Annotated in this window: 5 protein-coding genes and 1 pseudogene (1 of these 6 running past the window's edge); 5 read left to right on the forward strand and 1 reads right to left on the reverse strand. The window is 71.2% G+C overall.

From position 1 onward, the window contains the following. Nucleotides 1–4414: pseudogene (locus HV826_RS38265) on the reverse strand (non-ribosomal peptide synthase/polyketide synthase) (it extends 12730 nt beyond the left edge of the window). A 122-nt stretch (nt 4415–4536) separates the two neighbouring features. Between HV826_RS38265 and HV826_RS14860 the strand changes: the two are divergent. From HV826_RS14860 to HV826_RS14880, 5 genes are all read left to right on the forward strand, one after another. Further along, nucleotides 4537–6153, forward strand: coding sequence for a cyclic peptide export ABC transporter (locus HV826_RS14860; protein ID WP_176417664.1), 1617 nt, complete (start codon nt 4537–4539; stop codon nt 6151–6153). Between the two features lie 48 nt (nt 6154–6201). Continuing rightward, a complete protein-coding gene (locus tag HV826_RS14865) occupies nt 6202–7650 on the forward strand; it encodes a hypothetical protein (protein ID WP_176417665.1) in 1449 nt (482 codons plus the stop codon). Between the two features lie 228 nt (nt 7651–7878). Then, nucleotides 7879–8910 carry an LLM class flavin-dependent oxidoreductase gene (locus HV826_RS14870; RefSeq protein WP_176410517.1) on the forward strand — a complete coding sequence of 344 codons (1032 nt, stop codon included), beginning with the start codon at nt 7879–7881 and terminating at the stop codon, nt 8908–8910. 145 nt (nt 8911–9055) lie between these two features. Next, the gene (locus tag HV826_RS14875) at nt 9056–13660 is read left to right on the forward strand and encodes a type I polyketide synthase (protein ID WP_176417666.1); all 4605 of its coding nucleotides are present in this window, start codon (nt 9056–9058) and stop codon (nt 13658–13660) included. A gap of 39 nt (nt 13661–13699) precedes the next feature. Further along, a complete protein-coding gene (locus tag HV826_RS14880; RefSeq protein ID WP_176417681.1) occupies nt 13700–16759 on the forward strand; it encodes a type I polyketide synthase in 3060 nt (1019 codons plus the stop codon). The last annotated feature ends 20 nt before the right edge of the window (nt 16760–16779 follow it).

The raw sequence follows: 16779 nt of genomic DNA on the forward strand, positions 1-16779 counted from the left end.
CGACCCGGCCCTTCGACAGGTTGTCGACGAGCGACCACTCCTCCGCCACGCGCACGGGGTGGTGCAGTGGCAGCACGACGCTGCCGGCGCGGATGGCCACGCGCTCGGTGATGGCGGCGATGGCGGCGCTCGTCACGGACGGATTGGGATAGAGCCCACCGAAGGCATGAAGGTGGCGCTCCGGTGTCCACACCGCCTGGAAGCCATGGCGGTCCGCGAACCGCGCACCCTCCAGCAACAGCCGGTAACGCTCGGCGCCTGGAGCCCCCTCATCCGCGGCGAAGTAGAAGAGGCTGAAGCCCAGGGGCTTCTGGCGCGCCCGGGTCGCCCGGCGCGGCGCGGCACCCAAGGCCCCCTGCTCGCCCTGCACTGCGACCTTGAAGCCGCGCGCCAGCGTCCAGAGCAACTCCAACACGGAGATGTCGAAGGAGACGCTCGTCACAGCGAGCCATGTCCCCGGCTCGGTCCCCACGCGCGCGTCCATGCCCGTGAAGAAGCTGACGACGTTGCGGTGTGGAATCAGCACGCCCTTGGGCTTGCCAGTGGAGCCCGAGGTGTAGAGGACGTAGGCCAGGTTGTCAGGCCCCACGGCTCCCGGTGGCGCGGCGTCCGCCTCGCCGGGCACCTCCAGCGGAACCACGGACCTGTCGCCGAACGGAAGCGCGCCCGCCAGATGCCGGTGCGCGAGCACCACCGAGGCGCCGGAGTCCTCCAGCATCAGCGCGAGCCGAGCCTCGGGATACGATGGGTCCAGCGGCAGATACGCTCCGCCCGCCTTGAAGATGCCAAGCAACCCCACGACCAGGTCCGCGGAGCGGTCGGCGCAGAGCCCCACGATGCACTCGGGTCCAACGCCCTGCTCACGCAGCCGCCACGCCACGGCGTTGGCTCGCCGGTCCAGCTCACGGTACGTGAGGACCTCGTCACCACACACCACGGCAACAGCGGCCGGCGTGCGCTGCGCCTGCGACTCGATGAGCGCATGGATGCACGTCTCCGGGAACTCCACCCGCGTGTCATTCCAGTCGACCAGCACCTGCCGCTGCTCCGCCGCAGGCAACACCGGGAGCATGGAGAGACGCTGGTCGGGGTCCGCAACAACGGACTCCAGCAGCACGCCCAGCCGCGCCACCAGTCGCGTGGCGGTGCCCGCGTCGAACAAGTCCGTGGCGTACTCGAGCCACCCGCCCAGTCCCTCCGGCCCGCGAGCCAGCGACAGCGTCAAATCGTAAGGCGTGGCCCCCGGGTCCACCTCCACGCGGCGAGACTCCAGGCCGGGCAGCGCCAGCCCCGCGCCGGGCTCCGGCTGGAGCACGAACAGCACCTGGAACAGTGGCGCGCGCGAAGGGTCCCTCGTGGGCTGGACGGCGTCGACCAGCCGCTCGAATGGAACGCCCCGGTGGGCAAAGGCCTCCAGCACGCCTTCCCGCGTCTGGCCCAGCAGCTCACGGAAACCGGATGAGCCGGACACGGACGCGCGCAAGACGACCAGGTCGAGGAAGCACCCCATCAACCCTTCGAGCCCCGTCCGCTCACGCCCGTTGACGGCGGTGCCCACGCAAAAGTCCGTCTGCCCCGAATGACGCGCGAGCAGAGCATTGAAGGCCGCCAGCAACGTCATGAACAACGTGGCGCGCTCGCTCCGGCCCAGCGCCTCCAGCCGAGCCGTCAGCGCCTCCGGAAACCGCACCGCCACGCGGCCACCGCGATAGGTCGGCATGGGGGGCCGAGGCCGGTCCGCGGGCAACTCCAGTGCCGCAGGCACACCCGCCAGCCGCGCCTTCCACCAGTCGAGCGACGTGGCCAGGGCACCGTCCGCCTCGACCTCGCGGCGCCAGCGCGCGAAGTCGGGATACTGGAAGGCCAACGGCGGCAGTGCAGCGGCACCCGCGTACAGCGCGCTCAGCTCCCGGGCCAGGATGGCGAACGAAGCACCATCCGAGGCGATGTGGTGCATCACCACGACGAGCAGGTGCGCTTGCGCGTCCAATTGAAACAGCGTGGCCCGGAGCAGCGGACCTCGCGCGAGGTCGAACGGTGCCCGCGCGGCCTCGTGGGCCAGACGAAGCGCGGCCTCCTCACGGTCCTCCACCGGGATGTCACGGAGGTCCACCCGGCGAAGCGATGACACCGGCGCCGGTGAGGTCACCTGAGACGGCGTGCCATCTTCGTCGTGGAACGTCGCCCGGAGCGCCGCGTGACGCTGAACGATGGCGCCGAGGGCGCGCTCCAGCGCCCCATCATCCAGCGCCCCGGTGAGCCGCATCGCCGCCGGCAGGTGATACGCGGCGCTTCCCTGCGCCAGCTGCTCGAACAACCACAGTCGCTGCTGCGCGGAGGAGAGCGGCGCGGGTGCCCCCTCCTCGCCCCTCGTCAGCTCGGCGCCAGCGGACTTCCCACGGGCCGCGAAGACGGTCCGCGCGAGCTCCCCCACGGTTGGCCCTTGAAGCAGGACCTCCATGCGGAGGACCACGCCCAGGGCCTCGACGTCGTTCGCCAGCTCCACGGCGCCCAGCGAGTCCAGGCCGAAGGACGTGATGGGCGCCTCCGTCGCCAGCTCCTCCGGACGGACGCGAAGCCGCGCGGCGATCCGCGCCAGCAACCACGTCTCCAGGGCCTCCACGGTGAGCGGCTCGGACGCGGTGACGTCGGACACGGGCGCCTCAGCCTGGGGCGCGGCGGCCTCCGACTCGCTCCAGGTCAGCAGCGCCCGAGCCGTCCCCGCGAGCAGCTCGGCCCGGCAGGCCCGCCGTTGAATCTTCCCACTGGACGTCTTCGGCAGCGCGCCCGGCTCGATGAGGACGAGCGTGTGGAGCTGGACCTCGTGCGTCTCCGCGAGGCCACGGCGGACGGCGCCCACCACGTCCTCGGCGGTCCACGGCTTGCGCGAGTCCACCTCGTACATCACCGCGAGCCGCTCCTCGCCGCCCACGTCGATGGAGAACGCCGCGCCACACCCGGGCCGCAGCGCCGGATGGCTGCGCTCCAGCGTCAGCTCCAGGTCCTGCGGGTGCAGGTTGCGTCCGCGAAGGATGATGAGGTCCTTGCGCCGGCCCACGACGAACAGCTCGCCGTCCCTCAGCAGGCCCAGGTCTCCCGTCCGCAGGAACCGGGGGCCGCTGTCCGACTCCGCCAGTCGCGCTCCGAACGCCGCTTCGCTCTCCTCGGGCCGCTCCCAGTAGCCCTGGGCCACGCTGGGACCGGAGACCCAGATCTCCCCCACCCGCTCAGGCGGGCACGCGCGACGCGTCTCCGGGTCCACCACGAGCAGCGTCTGCCCAGGCAGCGTCTGGCCACACCCCACCAGCGGGCGCGCACCAGGGCCGTCGTCGGCCGCCAGGGCCTCGTTCCGCTCCAACGCCTGGGCATCCCACGTCCGCGTGAGGACCCCTTCGCCCTTGCGCCCACCCGAGGCGATCAGCGTGCCCTCCGCGAGCCCGTAGCAGGGATAGAGCGCCTCACGCTGGAAGCCCACGGGCGCGAAGGCCTCCGAGAAGCGCGCAACAACTTCCGGGCGGATGGGCTCGGCGCCACAGAAGGCCAGCTCCCAGCGGCGCAAGTCCAAGCCCTCGCGCTCCGCGGCAGGCACCTTCCTCACGCACAGGTCGAAGGCGAAGCACGGGCCGCCGCTGATGGTGCCACCGAAGCGGGACAGTGACTCCAACCAGAACCGCGGGCGGCGGAGGAACGCGAGCGGCGACATCAGCGCCACCGGGAAGCCCGCGTAGAGCGGCTGGAGGATGCCGCCAATCAGGCCCATGTCGTGGTACGGCGGCAGCCAGATGACGCCCACGCTGTCCGAGCGGACCTGGAACGCGTGGGAGATCAACCCCAGGTTGTGCAGCAGGTTCCCGTGGCTGAGCTGCACGCCCTTCGGATCCCCCGTGGAGCCGGACGTGTATTGGAGGAAGGCCAGCGTGTCCCAGGACGGCTCCGGGCGGCGCCACCCCGCCTCGGTCCCCTCGGGCAGCGCGTCCGTGGCCACCCAGCGGAGCGCGGCGAGCTCAGGTGCGCCTTCGAAGAGGCCCGCTCCCATCTCCTGGATGAAGGAGGTGGTGAGCACGACGCTCGCGCGCGCATCGCGAATGATGGCGCGCAGCCGCGGCAACGTCCGCTCCAGCCGCATCGGGTCCGGCGGATAGGCCGGGACGGCGACCAGCCCGGCATACAAGCAGCCGAAGAAGCCCGCGACGTACTCCAGGCCCGGTGGGTAGAGGAGCACCGCCCGCTCGCCCGCACGCGTCAGGGCCTGGAGCGCCGCGCCAATGCGCCGGGCTCGCAGGTCCAACCCCGCGTAGCTCAGGACCGCGTCGTCCCCGCCATCCTCCAGGAACGTGTACAGCGGCCGTTCACCCAGGGACTGGGTCTGCGTTTCGAGGAGCTCCAGCAGTGTCGCGGCCGAGTGGGAGCGCATGGTGAGAGGTTCCAAGGGACGGAGCAGTGGAAAAACCGAAGACCTTCGCTAGAGCGGGGGGCGCAGCATAAGCTATGAGCGCCCACATTCCGGTTCTCATCCTCGCGGAAGGAACTCTCGGCGTGAACCTGCTCATCCTGCTGCTGCGCAGGTCCCGTGGCTCCGTGGCACTCGCCGTCTGTTTCGGGCTGTTGACGGGCGCCGCGAGCGCGGGGCTCATCGCGCACATCAACGGCGTGCTCGCGCAGGGCGGCGCGACTTCGGCCCGGGGAACGGTCCTCGGCTTCGCCACGCTCGGCGTCCTGATGCTGGGCTCGCGCATCGGCTCGCAGCTGCTGCTGACGCGGCTCCAGACGAACACCACGTTCGCGCTGCGGGATCAGCTCAGCCAGCGCATCCTCGCGACACCGCTGCGGAGGCTGGAAGAGCTGGGCTCCCACCGGCTGCTGGCCACCCTCGTCGACGACATCCAGGCCGTCACCCAGGGCTTGCTGTGCATCCCACCGCTGCTCATCAACGGCGGCATCATCCTGGGCTGCATGACGTACCTGGCCGTCATGTCGCGGCTGGTGTTCGCGGCGCTGCTCGTCTTCGCGCTGCTGGGCGCCGTCAGCTACCTGCTCCCGCTTCGCCACATCATGGCGTTGCTGAAGGACTCGCGGCAAACAAATGACCGGTTCTTCCGCGACCTGCGCTCACTGACCCAGGGCCTGAAGGAGCTGAAGCTGCATCAGCGCCGGCGCACGGCGTTCCTCGACCAGGAGCTGTTCCCCACCGCCGAGACGCTGAAGCAACTCCAGCAACGGGTCTCCACGCTCCACGCCCTGTCGACGAGCTGGGGCATGAGCCTGTTCTTCTTCTTCATCGGGCTGCTGCTGTTCGCCCTGCCCGGCATCGCCCCGGTGTCCGCGTCAACGCTGGTGGGCTACACGCTCGCCGTCCTCTACCTCCAGCAGCCGCTGGATGCGTCCATGACGCTGCTGCCCATGCTGGGCGCGGGAACCGTGGCGCTCCGCCACATCGAAGCGCTGGAGCTGCCTCCCGCCGACACCGAGGGCACGCCCGTCGCCATCGCGCCTCCCGCTTCGCCTTCCCGCATCGACCTCGTGGGCGTCACGCATGCCTACCGCCGCGAGGGCGAGGACCTGCCCTTCACGCTGGGCCCCATCGACCTGACGCTGCGCCCCGGAGAAATCCTCTTCATCGTCGGGGGCAACGGCAGCGGCAAGACGACGCTGGCCAAGCTCATCACCGGCCTCTATTCGCCGGAGTCCGGGGCGGTCCACGTCGACGGGCAACCGGTGACGGACGACGAGCGGGAGCGCTACCGCCAGCACTTCGCCACGGTGTTCTCCGACTTCCACCTCTTCGACTCCCTGCTGGGTCTGGCCGTGGGGGGACAGGCGGACAAGGCCCGTGCGTACCTCGCGCGGCTCCAGTTGGAGCGCAAGGTGCGCATCGACGCCAACGGCGCGCTCTCCACCACGGACCTGTCCGCGGGTCAGCGCAAGCGACTGGCGCTGCTGACAGCGTTCCTGGAAGACCGCCCCGTGTACCTCTTCGACGAGTGGGCGGCGGACCAGGACCCGCTGTTCAAGGAGGTCTTCTACCGGGCGCTGCTCCCGGACCTGAAGTCCGCCGGCAAGGCCGTGGTGGTCATCAGCCACGACGACCGGTACTTCGACGTGGCGGACCACCTGCTCCGCCTGGAGTCCGGCGCCATCGCTTCCGGCCCGTAAAACATCCGCTTTACACGCACACTGAGACAAAGTGCTATTACGCGGAAAATGTCACATGTCGACGGGCACCCAGGCGAGCTGAAGTTCTCAGATGAAATCCAGGCGTTGCACGGCGAGCTGTCCGCGGCGGCGGTGGCGTTCCTGAAGTTCGCGGAGCGGACGCCCGAGCTGTTCGCGCGGCACCGCTTCCAGAAGTTCGAAGCGTCACCGCTGATGTATTACGAGCTGCACCGGTGGCCGCTCCTCATCGACTCGCGGCGCGACCGTGAGCTGGAGGACGTCGCGGTGAAGCTCTGCCGGCTCGTCAAGCGCGGGCCCCGGCTCCTGCTGGACGGAGACGCTCGGCGCATCGCCGACTACTACGGTGTCTCGCCGGAGCGGGCCCGCGTGGCGGCGGAGGTCCTGGCCATCACGGAGGACGCGCGCGGCGCGCTCAGCCGCGGGGACTTCATCGTCTCGGCGGAGGGCCTCAAGTGCCTCGAGGTCAACATGATGGCGGGCCTGGGCGGCTGGGAGACGGGGCTCAAGGCCCAGGTGGTGATGGACCAGCCCGTGCTCCAGCGCTTCACCGAGGAGCAGGGCCTGCGCATCCAGCTCCAGGACACGCTGCGCGCCTTCCTGGGGCATGTCGTCGAGGACGTGCGGCGGACCGTGGCCTGGGAGGGTGAGTGCAACCTGGCCGTGCTCTTCCCCGACAACGAGCTGCCTGAAGCCGCGGGCAGGGAGATGGCGACCCTGCTGCTCAACAGCACGCTGAGCGAGCTGCTCGCGGCGGACGGCGCGAAGGGCGAGGTGCTCATCGGCACCTACAGCGAGGTGGAGGACGCGGAGGGCCACTGCCTCACGATGCGCGGACGGCGGCTGCACGCCGTGCAGGAGCATGACGCGAGAGAGCGGCTCGAGGTGGTGAGCCCGGCGTTCGACGCCCGCGTCCGCGCCGCGCTCGCCGCGCGCACCTTGTGTCTCTACAACGGTCCCGCGCAGGAGCTGCTCGACGACAAGCGCAACATCGCGCTGCTGTCGGAGAACGAGGCGTCGCCCGCGCTCTCCTCCGAGGAGCGGGAGCTCATCCGCCGGCACATCCCCTGGACGCGCCGCGTGCGGTCCACGCAGACGACCCGCGGTGGCGCGTCCGTATGGCTGCCCGATGAGCTCGCCGCCTCGAAGCGCGAAGGGCTGGTGCTCAAGGCGGGCCGCGCCTATGGCGGCAAGTCGGTGCTGATTGGCCGCGCGATGACCGCCGGGGACTGGGACGCCGCCATCCAGGAAGCCCTGGCGCACGGCGGCTGGATTGTCCAGGAGCGCATCGAGCCGCGCCCCTACCACTTCCTGCGGGACGACGGCGCCGTGGGCCCCCACATCCTCATCTGGGGCGCCTTTGTCTTCGGTGAGCGCTACGGCGGAACCATGGTGCGACTGAACCCCACCGGGCAGGGCAAGGACGTCGTCAACGCGACCCAAGGCGCGTTGATGTGCGCGCTCGTCGTCGTCGAGTAACGGCGTGTCTCACGGCGAGACGCGGGGAAAAAAAGAACCCCTGGCAATCACGCGCGCTCCCGCCTGCCTCTTATTCTCAATTTTCAAGTAAAATCAATCAAATCGCATTTGTCGCAGCTGACCGCGCTACTATAGGTTTGTCACCCTCTTGAAACGCGGACACGTGACGACTCGGCCCGTCTCGAAGCGGCTCCGTAGACGTCGTGTGTCCGGGAAGGAACGCTCGCCGTGAAGCTCAGTGTTCTCGATCATTCCATCGTCGCCAGCGGCACCCAGACACGTGAGGCCTTCCAAAACACGGTAGAGCTGGCCCGAGCCGCCGAGCAGCTCGGGTATCACCGCTTCTGGCTCGCGGAGCACCACGGCTCGGGACACTTCGCGGGCGTGGCGCCGGAGATCCTCGTCGCGCATGTCGCGGCGGCGACGTCGCGTATCCGGGTGGGGACAGGCGGCGTCCTGCTGTCGAACTACAGCCCCTTCAAGGTCGCCGAGGTCTTCCGGCTGCTGGAGGCGCTCCACCCCGACCGCATCGACCTGGGCATCGGACGGACGTCGGGCAGCACGGACCTGGTGGCTCGCGCCCTGGCCTATGGCCCGCCGGCGAGCAACGAGCGCTTCCCCACGAAGCTGGAGGACCTCGTCGCCTTCCTGTCGGGCACCACGCCCGCGACGCCGGAGTTCGAAAAGCTGAGCTTGAAGACCATGGCGCAGGGCATGCCGCAGGTCTGGGCGCTCGGCTCGGGTGAGCAGAGCGCCGCGCTCGCGGCCCGGCTGGGGCTGTCGTTCTGCTTCGCGCACTTCTTCAACCCCATCCACGGCGGCCCGGTGACGCGGGGGTATCGCGAGCACTTCAAGCCTTCGCACGTGCAGGCGGCGCCCAACTCCGCCGTCAGCGTCTACGTCATCTGTGCGCCGACCGAGCAGGAGGCCCGGCGAATAGCCCGGAGCAGCGACCTGCTGACCATCAACACGCGCAGGGGCCGGCCCGAAGCGCCCATCCCGTCCATCGAGGAAGCGGAGGCCTACGCCTACACGCCCGAGGACCTGGCCACGCTCGAGTTCGACCGCAAGCGCGTCGTGTGCGGCGCACCGGACCAGGTGAAGGAGCAGTTGACGCGCATGGCCGCCGAGTTCCAGGCGGACGAGCTGCTCATCACCACCATCGTCCACGACCATCGCTCCCGGCTGCGCTCCTACGAGCTGCTGGCCGACGCGTTCTCCCTCACGAGCACGCCGCCCGCCGGCCAGACCGCCAGCTGAGCCACGCCTCCGCGCCCCGCGGAGCCCTGCCCGGCGTCACGGACACTCCCTGAGCCCTGCCGCATGAGGGCCCCGTGGGGCGCGTGCGTGATGCCGCCGGGCCGCCACCCCACCTCGCTTCTTGAACGTGAGTTCGTCGACAGCCATGAGCGATGACAACCTGAGTGACGGCGACGACCTGGCCATTGCCATCGTCGGAATGGCGGGCCGCTTCCCGGGCTCCCCCGACGTGGAGACCTTCTGGCGCAACCTCTGCGAGGGCGTGGAGGGCATCCGCTTCTTCACGGACGACGAGCTGAAGGCCCGCGGCGTGCCCGAGGAGCGCCTGCGACAGCCGGGCTTCGTGCGCGCCGGGGCCGTGCTGGAGCAGGTGGACGCGTTCGACGCGAGCTTCTTCGGCTATTCGCCGCGCGAGGCCGTGCTGATGGACCCGCAGCACCGCATCTTCCTGGAGTGCGCGTGGGAGGCCATCGAGCGCGCGGGCCACGGACTGGATACGGAGTCGCGCTCGGTGGGCGTCTTCGCGGGGACGAGCTTGAGCACGTACCTGCTCTTCAACCTGCGCACGCACCCGGAGCTGCTCGAGTCGAGCGACAGCTTCCAGGTGATGATTGGCAACGACAAGGACTTCCTCGCCACGCGGCTGGCGTACCACCTGGACCTCAAGGGCCCCAGCCTGGATGTCCAGACGGGCTGCTCCACGTCGCTGGTCGCCACCCACCTGGCCTGCCAGTCGCTGATGGGCTTCCAGTGTGACGTGGCCATCGCGGGCGGCGTGTCCGTGGACGTGCCCCAGCGCACCGGCTACGTGCACCAGCCCGGGGGCATCGCGTCCCCGGACGGACACTGCCGCCCCTTCGACGCGCAGGCGCAGGGGACGCTGTTCGGCAGCGGCGTGGGCGTGGTGGTGCTCAAGCGGCTGGATGACGCGCTGGCGGACGGCAGCCACATCCACGCCGTCATCCGGGCCTCCGCCATCAACAACGACGGCGCCTCGAAGCTCGGCTACACCGCGCCCAGCGCCGAGGGGCAGGCGGAGGTCATCGCCCGCACCCACGCGTTGGCGGGCGTGACGCCAGACACCGTGGGCTACGTGGAGACGCACGGCACCGGCACCCTGCTGGGCGACCCCGTTGAAGTCTCCGCGCTGACGAGCGCCTTCCGCGCCGGCACCGAGGCCACCAGCTTCTGCGCGCTCGGCTCCGTCAAGTCGAACATCGGCCACCTGGACGCGGCGGCCGGCGTGGCGGGGCTCATCAAGACGGCCCTGGTGGTGGAGCACGGACGCATCCCCCCCACCCTCCACTGCCACACGCCCAACCCGAACATCGACTGGACGCGCAGCCCCTTCTTCGTGAATGCCGCGTTGAAGGAGTGGCAGACGCATGACCACCGGCGCCGCGCGGGCGTGAGCTCCTTCGGCATTGGCGGCACCAACGCCCACGCGCTGCTGGAGGCGCCGCCGCCCCCGGCCCCCTCCGGCCCGTCGCGGCCGTGGCAGCTGCTGGTCCTCTCCGCGAAGAAGCCGGCCGCGCTCGACGCGATGACGCAGAACCTGGGCGCGCACCTGGCGGCCCACCCCGAGCAGGCCCTGGCGGACGTCGCGCACACGCTCCAGATTGGCCGCAAGGCGTTCGCGCACCGGCGCGTGGTGGTCTGCGAGCATGGCGAGGACGCGGCCACGGTGCTGTCCGAGGTGAACCCCGAGCGCGTGTTCACGGACGTGGCCAAGGACGGGGGCCGCTCCGTCGTGTTCCTCTTCCCCGGCGGTGGCGCGCAGCACCTGCGCATGGGCCAGGAGCTGTACGAGCAGGAGCCCGCCTTCCGCGAGGCCTTCGACGCGTGCGCCGCCATCTTCCAGCGCCGCGGCGGTCCGTCGCTCCGCGCGGTGCTGTACCCGGCGGGTGACGCGGACGCGGGCGCGCCCCTGCCCCGCCCCTCCGTGGGCCTGCCCGCGCTCTTCACGGTGGAGTACGCGCTGGCGAAGCTGTGGGAGTCCTGGGGCGTCCGGCCCGAGGCGATGATTGGCCACAGCATGGGCGAGTACGTCGCCGCGTGCCTCGCGGGCGTCTTCTCGCTGGAGGACGCGCTGGCGCTGGTGGCCGAGCGTGGCCGCCTCTTCGAGCAGCTCCCGTCCGGCGCCATGGTGAGCGTGGCCCTGTCCGAACAAGCGCTGCAGCCGCTGCTGGGTGAGCGCCTGTCCCTGGCCGCCGTCAACGGCCCGTCGCAGTGCGTGGTGGCCGGCGACACCGCCTCGGTGGAGGCGCTGTCCGCCGACCTGGCGACGCGAGGCATCGAGCACCGGCGCGTCCACATCGACGTGGCCGCGCACTCGCACCTCATCGACTCCATCCTGCCGGCGTTCGCGGCGTTCGTCGGGCGGCTGAAGCTCCAGACGCCGACGCAGCCCTTCGTCTCCGGCGTGACGGGGACGTGGGTGACCGAGGAGGAGGCCACCGACCCGAGGTACTGGGTGCGCCACCTGCGGCAGACGGTGCGCTTCGGTCCGGGCGTGCGCTGCCTGCTGGAGGACCCGTCGCGCGTGCTGCTGGAGGTCGGTCCCGGGCGGACGCTGGGCTCGCTCGCGCGCCTGCAGGTGGAGCGCGGCCAGCCCACCGTGGTGCTCACGTCGATGCGGGCGCCTCGCGAGCCCGGCTCCGACATGCGTTTCGTGCTCACCACGCTGGGCCGCCTCTGGGCGGCGGGTGTGCCCATGGACTGGCGGAGTCTCCAGGCCGGAGAGCAGCGCCGGCGCGTCGTCCTGCCCACCTACCCCTTCGAGCGCAAGCGACACTGGCTGGAGCCGAACGCTGCGGGCCTCGCCATCGCCAGCGAGGTCTCCCTTGCCCGGCGCAAGGACGCGGCGGACTGGTTCTATCTGCCGTCCTGGAAGCGCACGCTCGCGCTGCGCGGGGCCACCGCCGCGCCCCAGAACTGGCTCGTCTTCACCGACACCAGCGGGCTGGGAGACGCCGTGGCGACACGGCTCGCGGAGAGCGGCGGCCGAATCACCCGGGTGTCGCAGGGCTCCGACTTCCGCCGCGTGGATGACGACGCCTTCGAAGTGGACCCCACCCGCCCGGAGACCTACGCGGCGCTGCTGAACGCGCTCGCCGAGGACTCCTTCCGGCCCGAGCGCATCGTCCACCTGTGGGGCGTGGACTCGGCGGGAGAAGGGCTGGCGGGCGTGGAGCACGCCCAGCGCACCGGCTTCTTCAGCCTGCTCTTCCTGGCACAGGCGCTGGCGGGCCAGGGCGCCTCCGGACCCGTGCAGCTCACGGTGGTCTCCAGCGGCGTGCAGGCCGTCACCGGGCATGAGGTGCTGGCCCCGGAGAAGGCCACGCTCCTGGGCGCCTGCCGCGTGCTGCCGCACGAGGTGCCGGGCCTGTCATGTCGGTCCATCGACGTGGAAGCCCCGAGCTGTAGCAAGACGCTCCAGGCCCTGGCGGCGCGGCTGACGTGTGAGCTGGCCACGGGTTCCTCCACCGGCGCCGTGGCGCTCCGAGGCCCGAACCGCTGGGAACAGTCGCTGGAGCAGGTGCGCATCACCGCACCCGCGGCGGATGCCCCGTCCCGCCTGCGTCAGCGCGGCACGTACCTCATCACCGGCGGACTGGGTGGCATCGGGCTGGTGCTGGCGGAGTCGCTCGCGCGGCAGGCCCAGGCCCGGCTGGTGCTGGTGGGCCGCAATGCCCTGCCGGAGCGAGACACCTGGGACACCTGGCTCGCCGAGCACGGGGAGCAGGACCGGGTGAGCCAGCGGCTTCGTCAGGTGCGGGCGCTGGAGGCGCTGGGCTCCGAGGTCCTGGTCCTCCAGGCGGACGTGGGCGACGCCGAGCAGATGGCCGAGGCGCTGCGCCAGACACGGCAGGCGTTTGGCGGGCTCCACGGCGTCATCCACGCGGCGGGCGTGCCCGCGGGTGGCCTTGCCCAGCTCCGTACCCAGAAGGCCGTGGAGGACGTCCTGCGCCCCAAGGTGTCGGGCACGTGGGTCCTGCACGCGCTGCTGCGCGACATGCCCCTGGACTTCTTCGTGCTCTGCTCGTCTCGCACCGCCTTCACGGCGGAGCCCGGGCAGATTGACCACTGCGCCGCGTGCGCCTTCCAGGATGCCTTCGCCCACCAGGCCGCGGCGACGGGGACCCTGCCCATCATCTCCCTGGGCTGGGACACCTGGCGCGAGGTGGGCCAGGCCGTGACGACGCAGATGCCGGACGGCGCCAACCCGATGCGGGAGGCGATGCTGGCTCATGCCCTGACACCGGCCGAGGGCGTGGATGTCTTCGAGCGCGTGTTGGCGCAGGCCCCCACGCACATCGTCGTGTCCACCGAGGATTTGCGAGCGGCCATGGCGCGCAGCGCCTCGCTGCTCCAGGACTTGATGGGCCCCATGGAGACGGACGCCGCGCCGACGACGGAGCGCACGGCGCCCGCCAGCATGGACGAGGCGGAGCGCGAGCTGGCGGACATCTGGCAGCGCTTCCTGGGCGTGGAGAGCGTGGCGCTGCACGAGAACTTCTTCGAGCTCGGTGGGAACTCGCTGATTGGCCTGAAGGTCATCAACGAGGTGAAGCGCCGCTTCGGCAAGGAACTGCCCGTGGTGGCGCTCTTCGAGAACCCCACGCTCAGCGCCATGGCCCGGCTGCTGACCCGAGGGCAGGAGCAGGCCTCGGCCACCACCAGTGACCGGCGGAGCCGCGGAGCCAGGCGCCGGGAGCTCATCCAGCAGCGGCGCCAGTCGGGGAACTGAGTGAAAGAGGGGGACAGCGTGTCGGACAACAACACGGGCATGGAGATCGCAATCACCGGCATGGCCGGGCGCTTCCCGGGCGCGCGCAGCCTGGAAGAGCTGTGGCGCAACCTCTGCGACGGCGTGGAGGCCATCGAGCCGCTTTCGGACGAGGCGGTCCTCAAGGCGGGCCTGCCCCCTGAGGTGCTGAAGGATCCGCATTTCGTGAAGGTGGCCTCACGGCTGGAGGACGTGGCGGGCTTCGACGCGGCCTTCTTCGGCTACACGCCGCGCGAGGCGGAGGTGATGGACCCGCAGCAGCGCCTCTTCCTGGAGTGCGCGCTGGAGGCGCTGGAAGACGCGGGCTACGGCGCGCCGCCTCCCGAGCTGCTGGTGGGCGTCTTTGGCGGACAGGCCCTGAGCACGTACCTGCTGCTCAACCTGCTGGGGAACGCGGAGCTGATGCGCACCGTGGACCCACTCCAGCTCAACCTGGGCAACGCGGGCAGCTTCCTCACCACGCGGGCCGCCTACAAGCTGGACCTGCGCGGGCCCAGCTTCAACATCGAGAGCGCGTGCTCCACGTCGCTGGTCGCGGTCCACGTCGCCTGTCAGAGCCTGCTCAACCAGGAGTGTGACGTCGCGCTGGCGGGCGGCGTGTCCATCAATCTCCAGATTCAGGGCGGCTACCGCTACGTGGAGGGCGGCATCCTGTCGCCGGACGGGCACTGCCGCCCCTTTGACGCGCAGGCCAAGGGCATCGTCTTCGGCAGCGGCGCGGGCGTGGTGGCGCTGCGGCGCCTGGAGGACGCGCTGGCGGATGGCAGCCCCATCTACGCGGTCATCAAGGGCTCCGCGGTGAACAACGACGGCGCCGCGCGCGTGGGCTACACCGCGCCGGGCGTCGAGGGCCAGGCGGCCGTCATCTCCGAGGCCCTGGGCAGCGCGGGCGTATCGGCCGGTAGCATCGGCTACGTGGAGGCGCACGGCACCGGCACCGCGCTGGGCGACCCTATCGAAGTGCAGGCCCTCATCCGCGCCTTTGGCGACGAGGCGGCCGGGCCGCGCACCTGCGCCCTGGGCTCCATCAAGCCCAACCTGGGCCACCTGGACGCGGCGGCGGGCGTGGCGGGCCTCATCAAGACGGCGCTGGCGCTCAAGCACCGCAAGCTGCCGCCCAGCCTCAACTTCGAGACGCCGAACCCCAACATCCCCTGGGATGCGAGCCCCTTCTACGTCAACACGAAGCTGCGCGAGTGGAAGGCCCCCGCCAGGGAGCCCCGCCGCGCGGGCGTGAGCAGCTTCGGCATGGGCGGCACCAACGCCCACGTCATCCTGGAGGAGCCGCCCGCCCGCGCCCCCGCTCCGTCCACGCGCCCGCACCAGCTCCTGGTCCTGTCGGCGCGCACGCCCACGGCGCTCGCCGCGCAGGCGTCCCGGCTGGAGGAGCACCTCCGCGCGAACAAGGGCCTGGAGCCCGCGGACGTGGCGTACACGCTCCAGGTGGGCAGGCGCCGCCACCCGCACCGCCGCGCCGTCGTCTGTCAGGGGCGTGAGGACGCGCTCACCGCGCTGGGCGACATCAGCCGGCAGCTCTCCGCCACCGAGGAGCGCACCAGCCGCCCCACCGTGTTCATGTTCCCCGGTCAGGGCTCGCAGTACGCGGGCATGGCGCAGGGCCTGTACGAGCGCGAGCGCGGCTTCCGCGCGGACGTGGACGACTGCGCCACCCGGCTCACTCCGCACCTCAAGCTGGACCTGCGCGAGGTCCTCTTCCCCGCCGCGAACCGCGCCGAGGAAGCGCAGCGACAGTTGCAGCAGACGCGGCTGGCCCAGCCTGCCCTCTTCACCATTGAATACGCGTTGGCGCGGCTGTGGATGTCCTGGGGCGTGCAGCCCGAGGCCCTGATTGGCCACAGCATCGGTGAGTACGTGGCCGCGTGCCTCGCCGGCGTCTTCAGCCTGCCGGACGCGTTGGCCTTGGTGGCCGCGCGGGGCCAGCTCATGCAGGACCTGCCGCCGGGCGCCATGCTCTCCGTCGCGCTGTCGGAGGCGGAGCTGGTGTCCTCGCTGGACGCCCGGCTGTCCGTGGCCGCGGTGAACGCGCCGTCGATGACGGTGGTCGCCGGCCCCGAAGACGCCGTGGACGCGCTGAAGGCCCGGCTCGACGCGCGGGGCGTCCAGTCGCGCCGCCTGCACACCTCGCACGCGTTCCACTCGGCGATGATGGAGCCCATCGTCGCGCCCTTCACCGAGCGCCTGCGGCGGATGAAGCTGTCCGCGCCACAAATCCCCTTCCTCTCCAACGTCACCGGCACCTGGGTGACGGCCGCCGAGGCGAAGGACCCGGCCTACTGGGCCCGCCACCTGCGTCAGCCGGTCCGCTTCGCCGCGGGGCTCGCGCAGCTGCAATCCGCGCAGGTGCTCCTGGAGGTCGGTCCCGGCCGCACGCTGACCACCTTCGCGTCCCAGCCCGGCGCGCTCCGGCAGGCGCCCACCACGGTGACGTCGCTCCGTCATCCGGACACGCGGCAGGCGGATACGGCCGTGCTGCTCGGCGCGCTGGGACAGCTCTGGCTGTCGGGAGTGGACGTGGACTGGGAGGCCTTCAATGGCGAGGCACGGCGCCAACGCGTCGGGCTGCCCACCTACCCCTTCGAGCGCAAGCGCTACTGGGTCTCCCCCGACGGGCACCGCGCCCTGGCCGCCGCCCCGTCCGCGGAGCGCGCCCCCGAGACGCAGGAGCCCGACGAGGCTCCGGCCGCGGGCTACTCCCGCCCCGCGCTGGCCGTGGCCTACGTGGCGCCCGACACCGAGGACCAGCAGGTGGTGGCGCGCATCTGGGAGGACGTGCTGGGCGTGCGGCCGGTGGGCATCCACGACGACTTCTTCGCGCTCGGTGGGCACTCCCTGCTGGCCACCACGGTGGTGGGACGGCTGCGCGACACCTTTGGCTTCACGGTGCCGCTGCAATCGCTGTTCGAGGCGCCGACGGTGGCGCGACTGGCGGCCCTGGTGGCCGAGCAGCGCAAGAGCCCCGGCCATGACGACCCGGAGGTGGAGGCCCTGCTGCGGATGCTGGCGGAGCTCACCGCCAAGGAGGGCGCGGCCAGCCGTTAGCCGCGCGTCCACACCCCTTT

It is taken from the genome of Myxococcus sp. AM010, assembly GCF_013372585.1.
In the GTDB taxonomy this organism is placed as follows: Bacteria; Myxococcota; Myxococcia; order Myxococcales; family Myxococcaceae; genus Myxococcus; species Myxococcus vastator.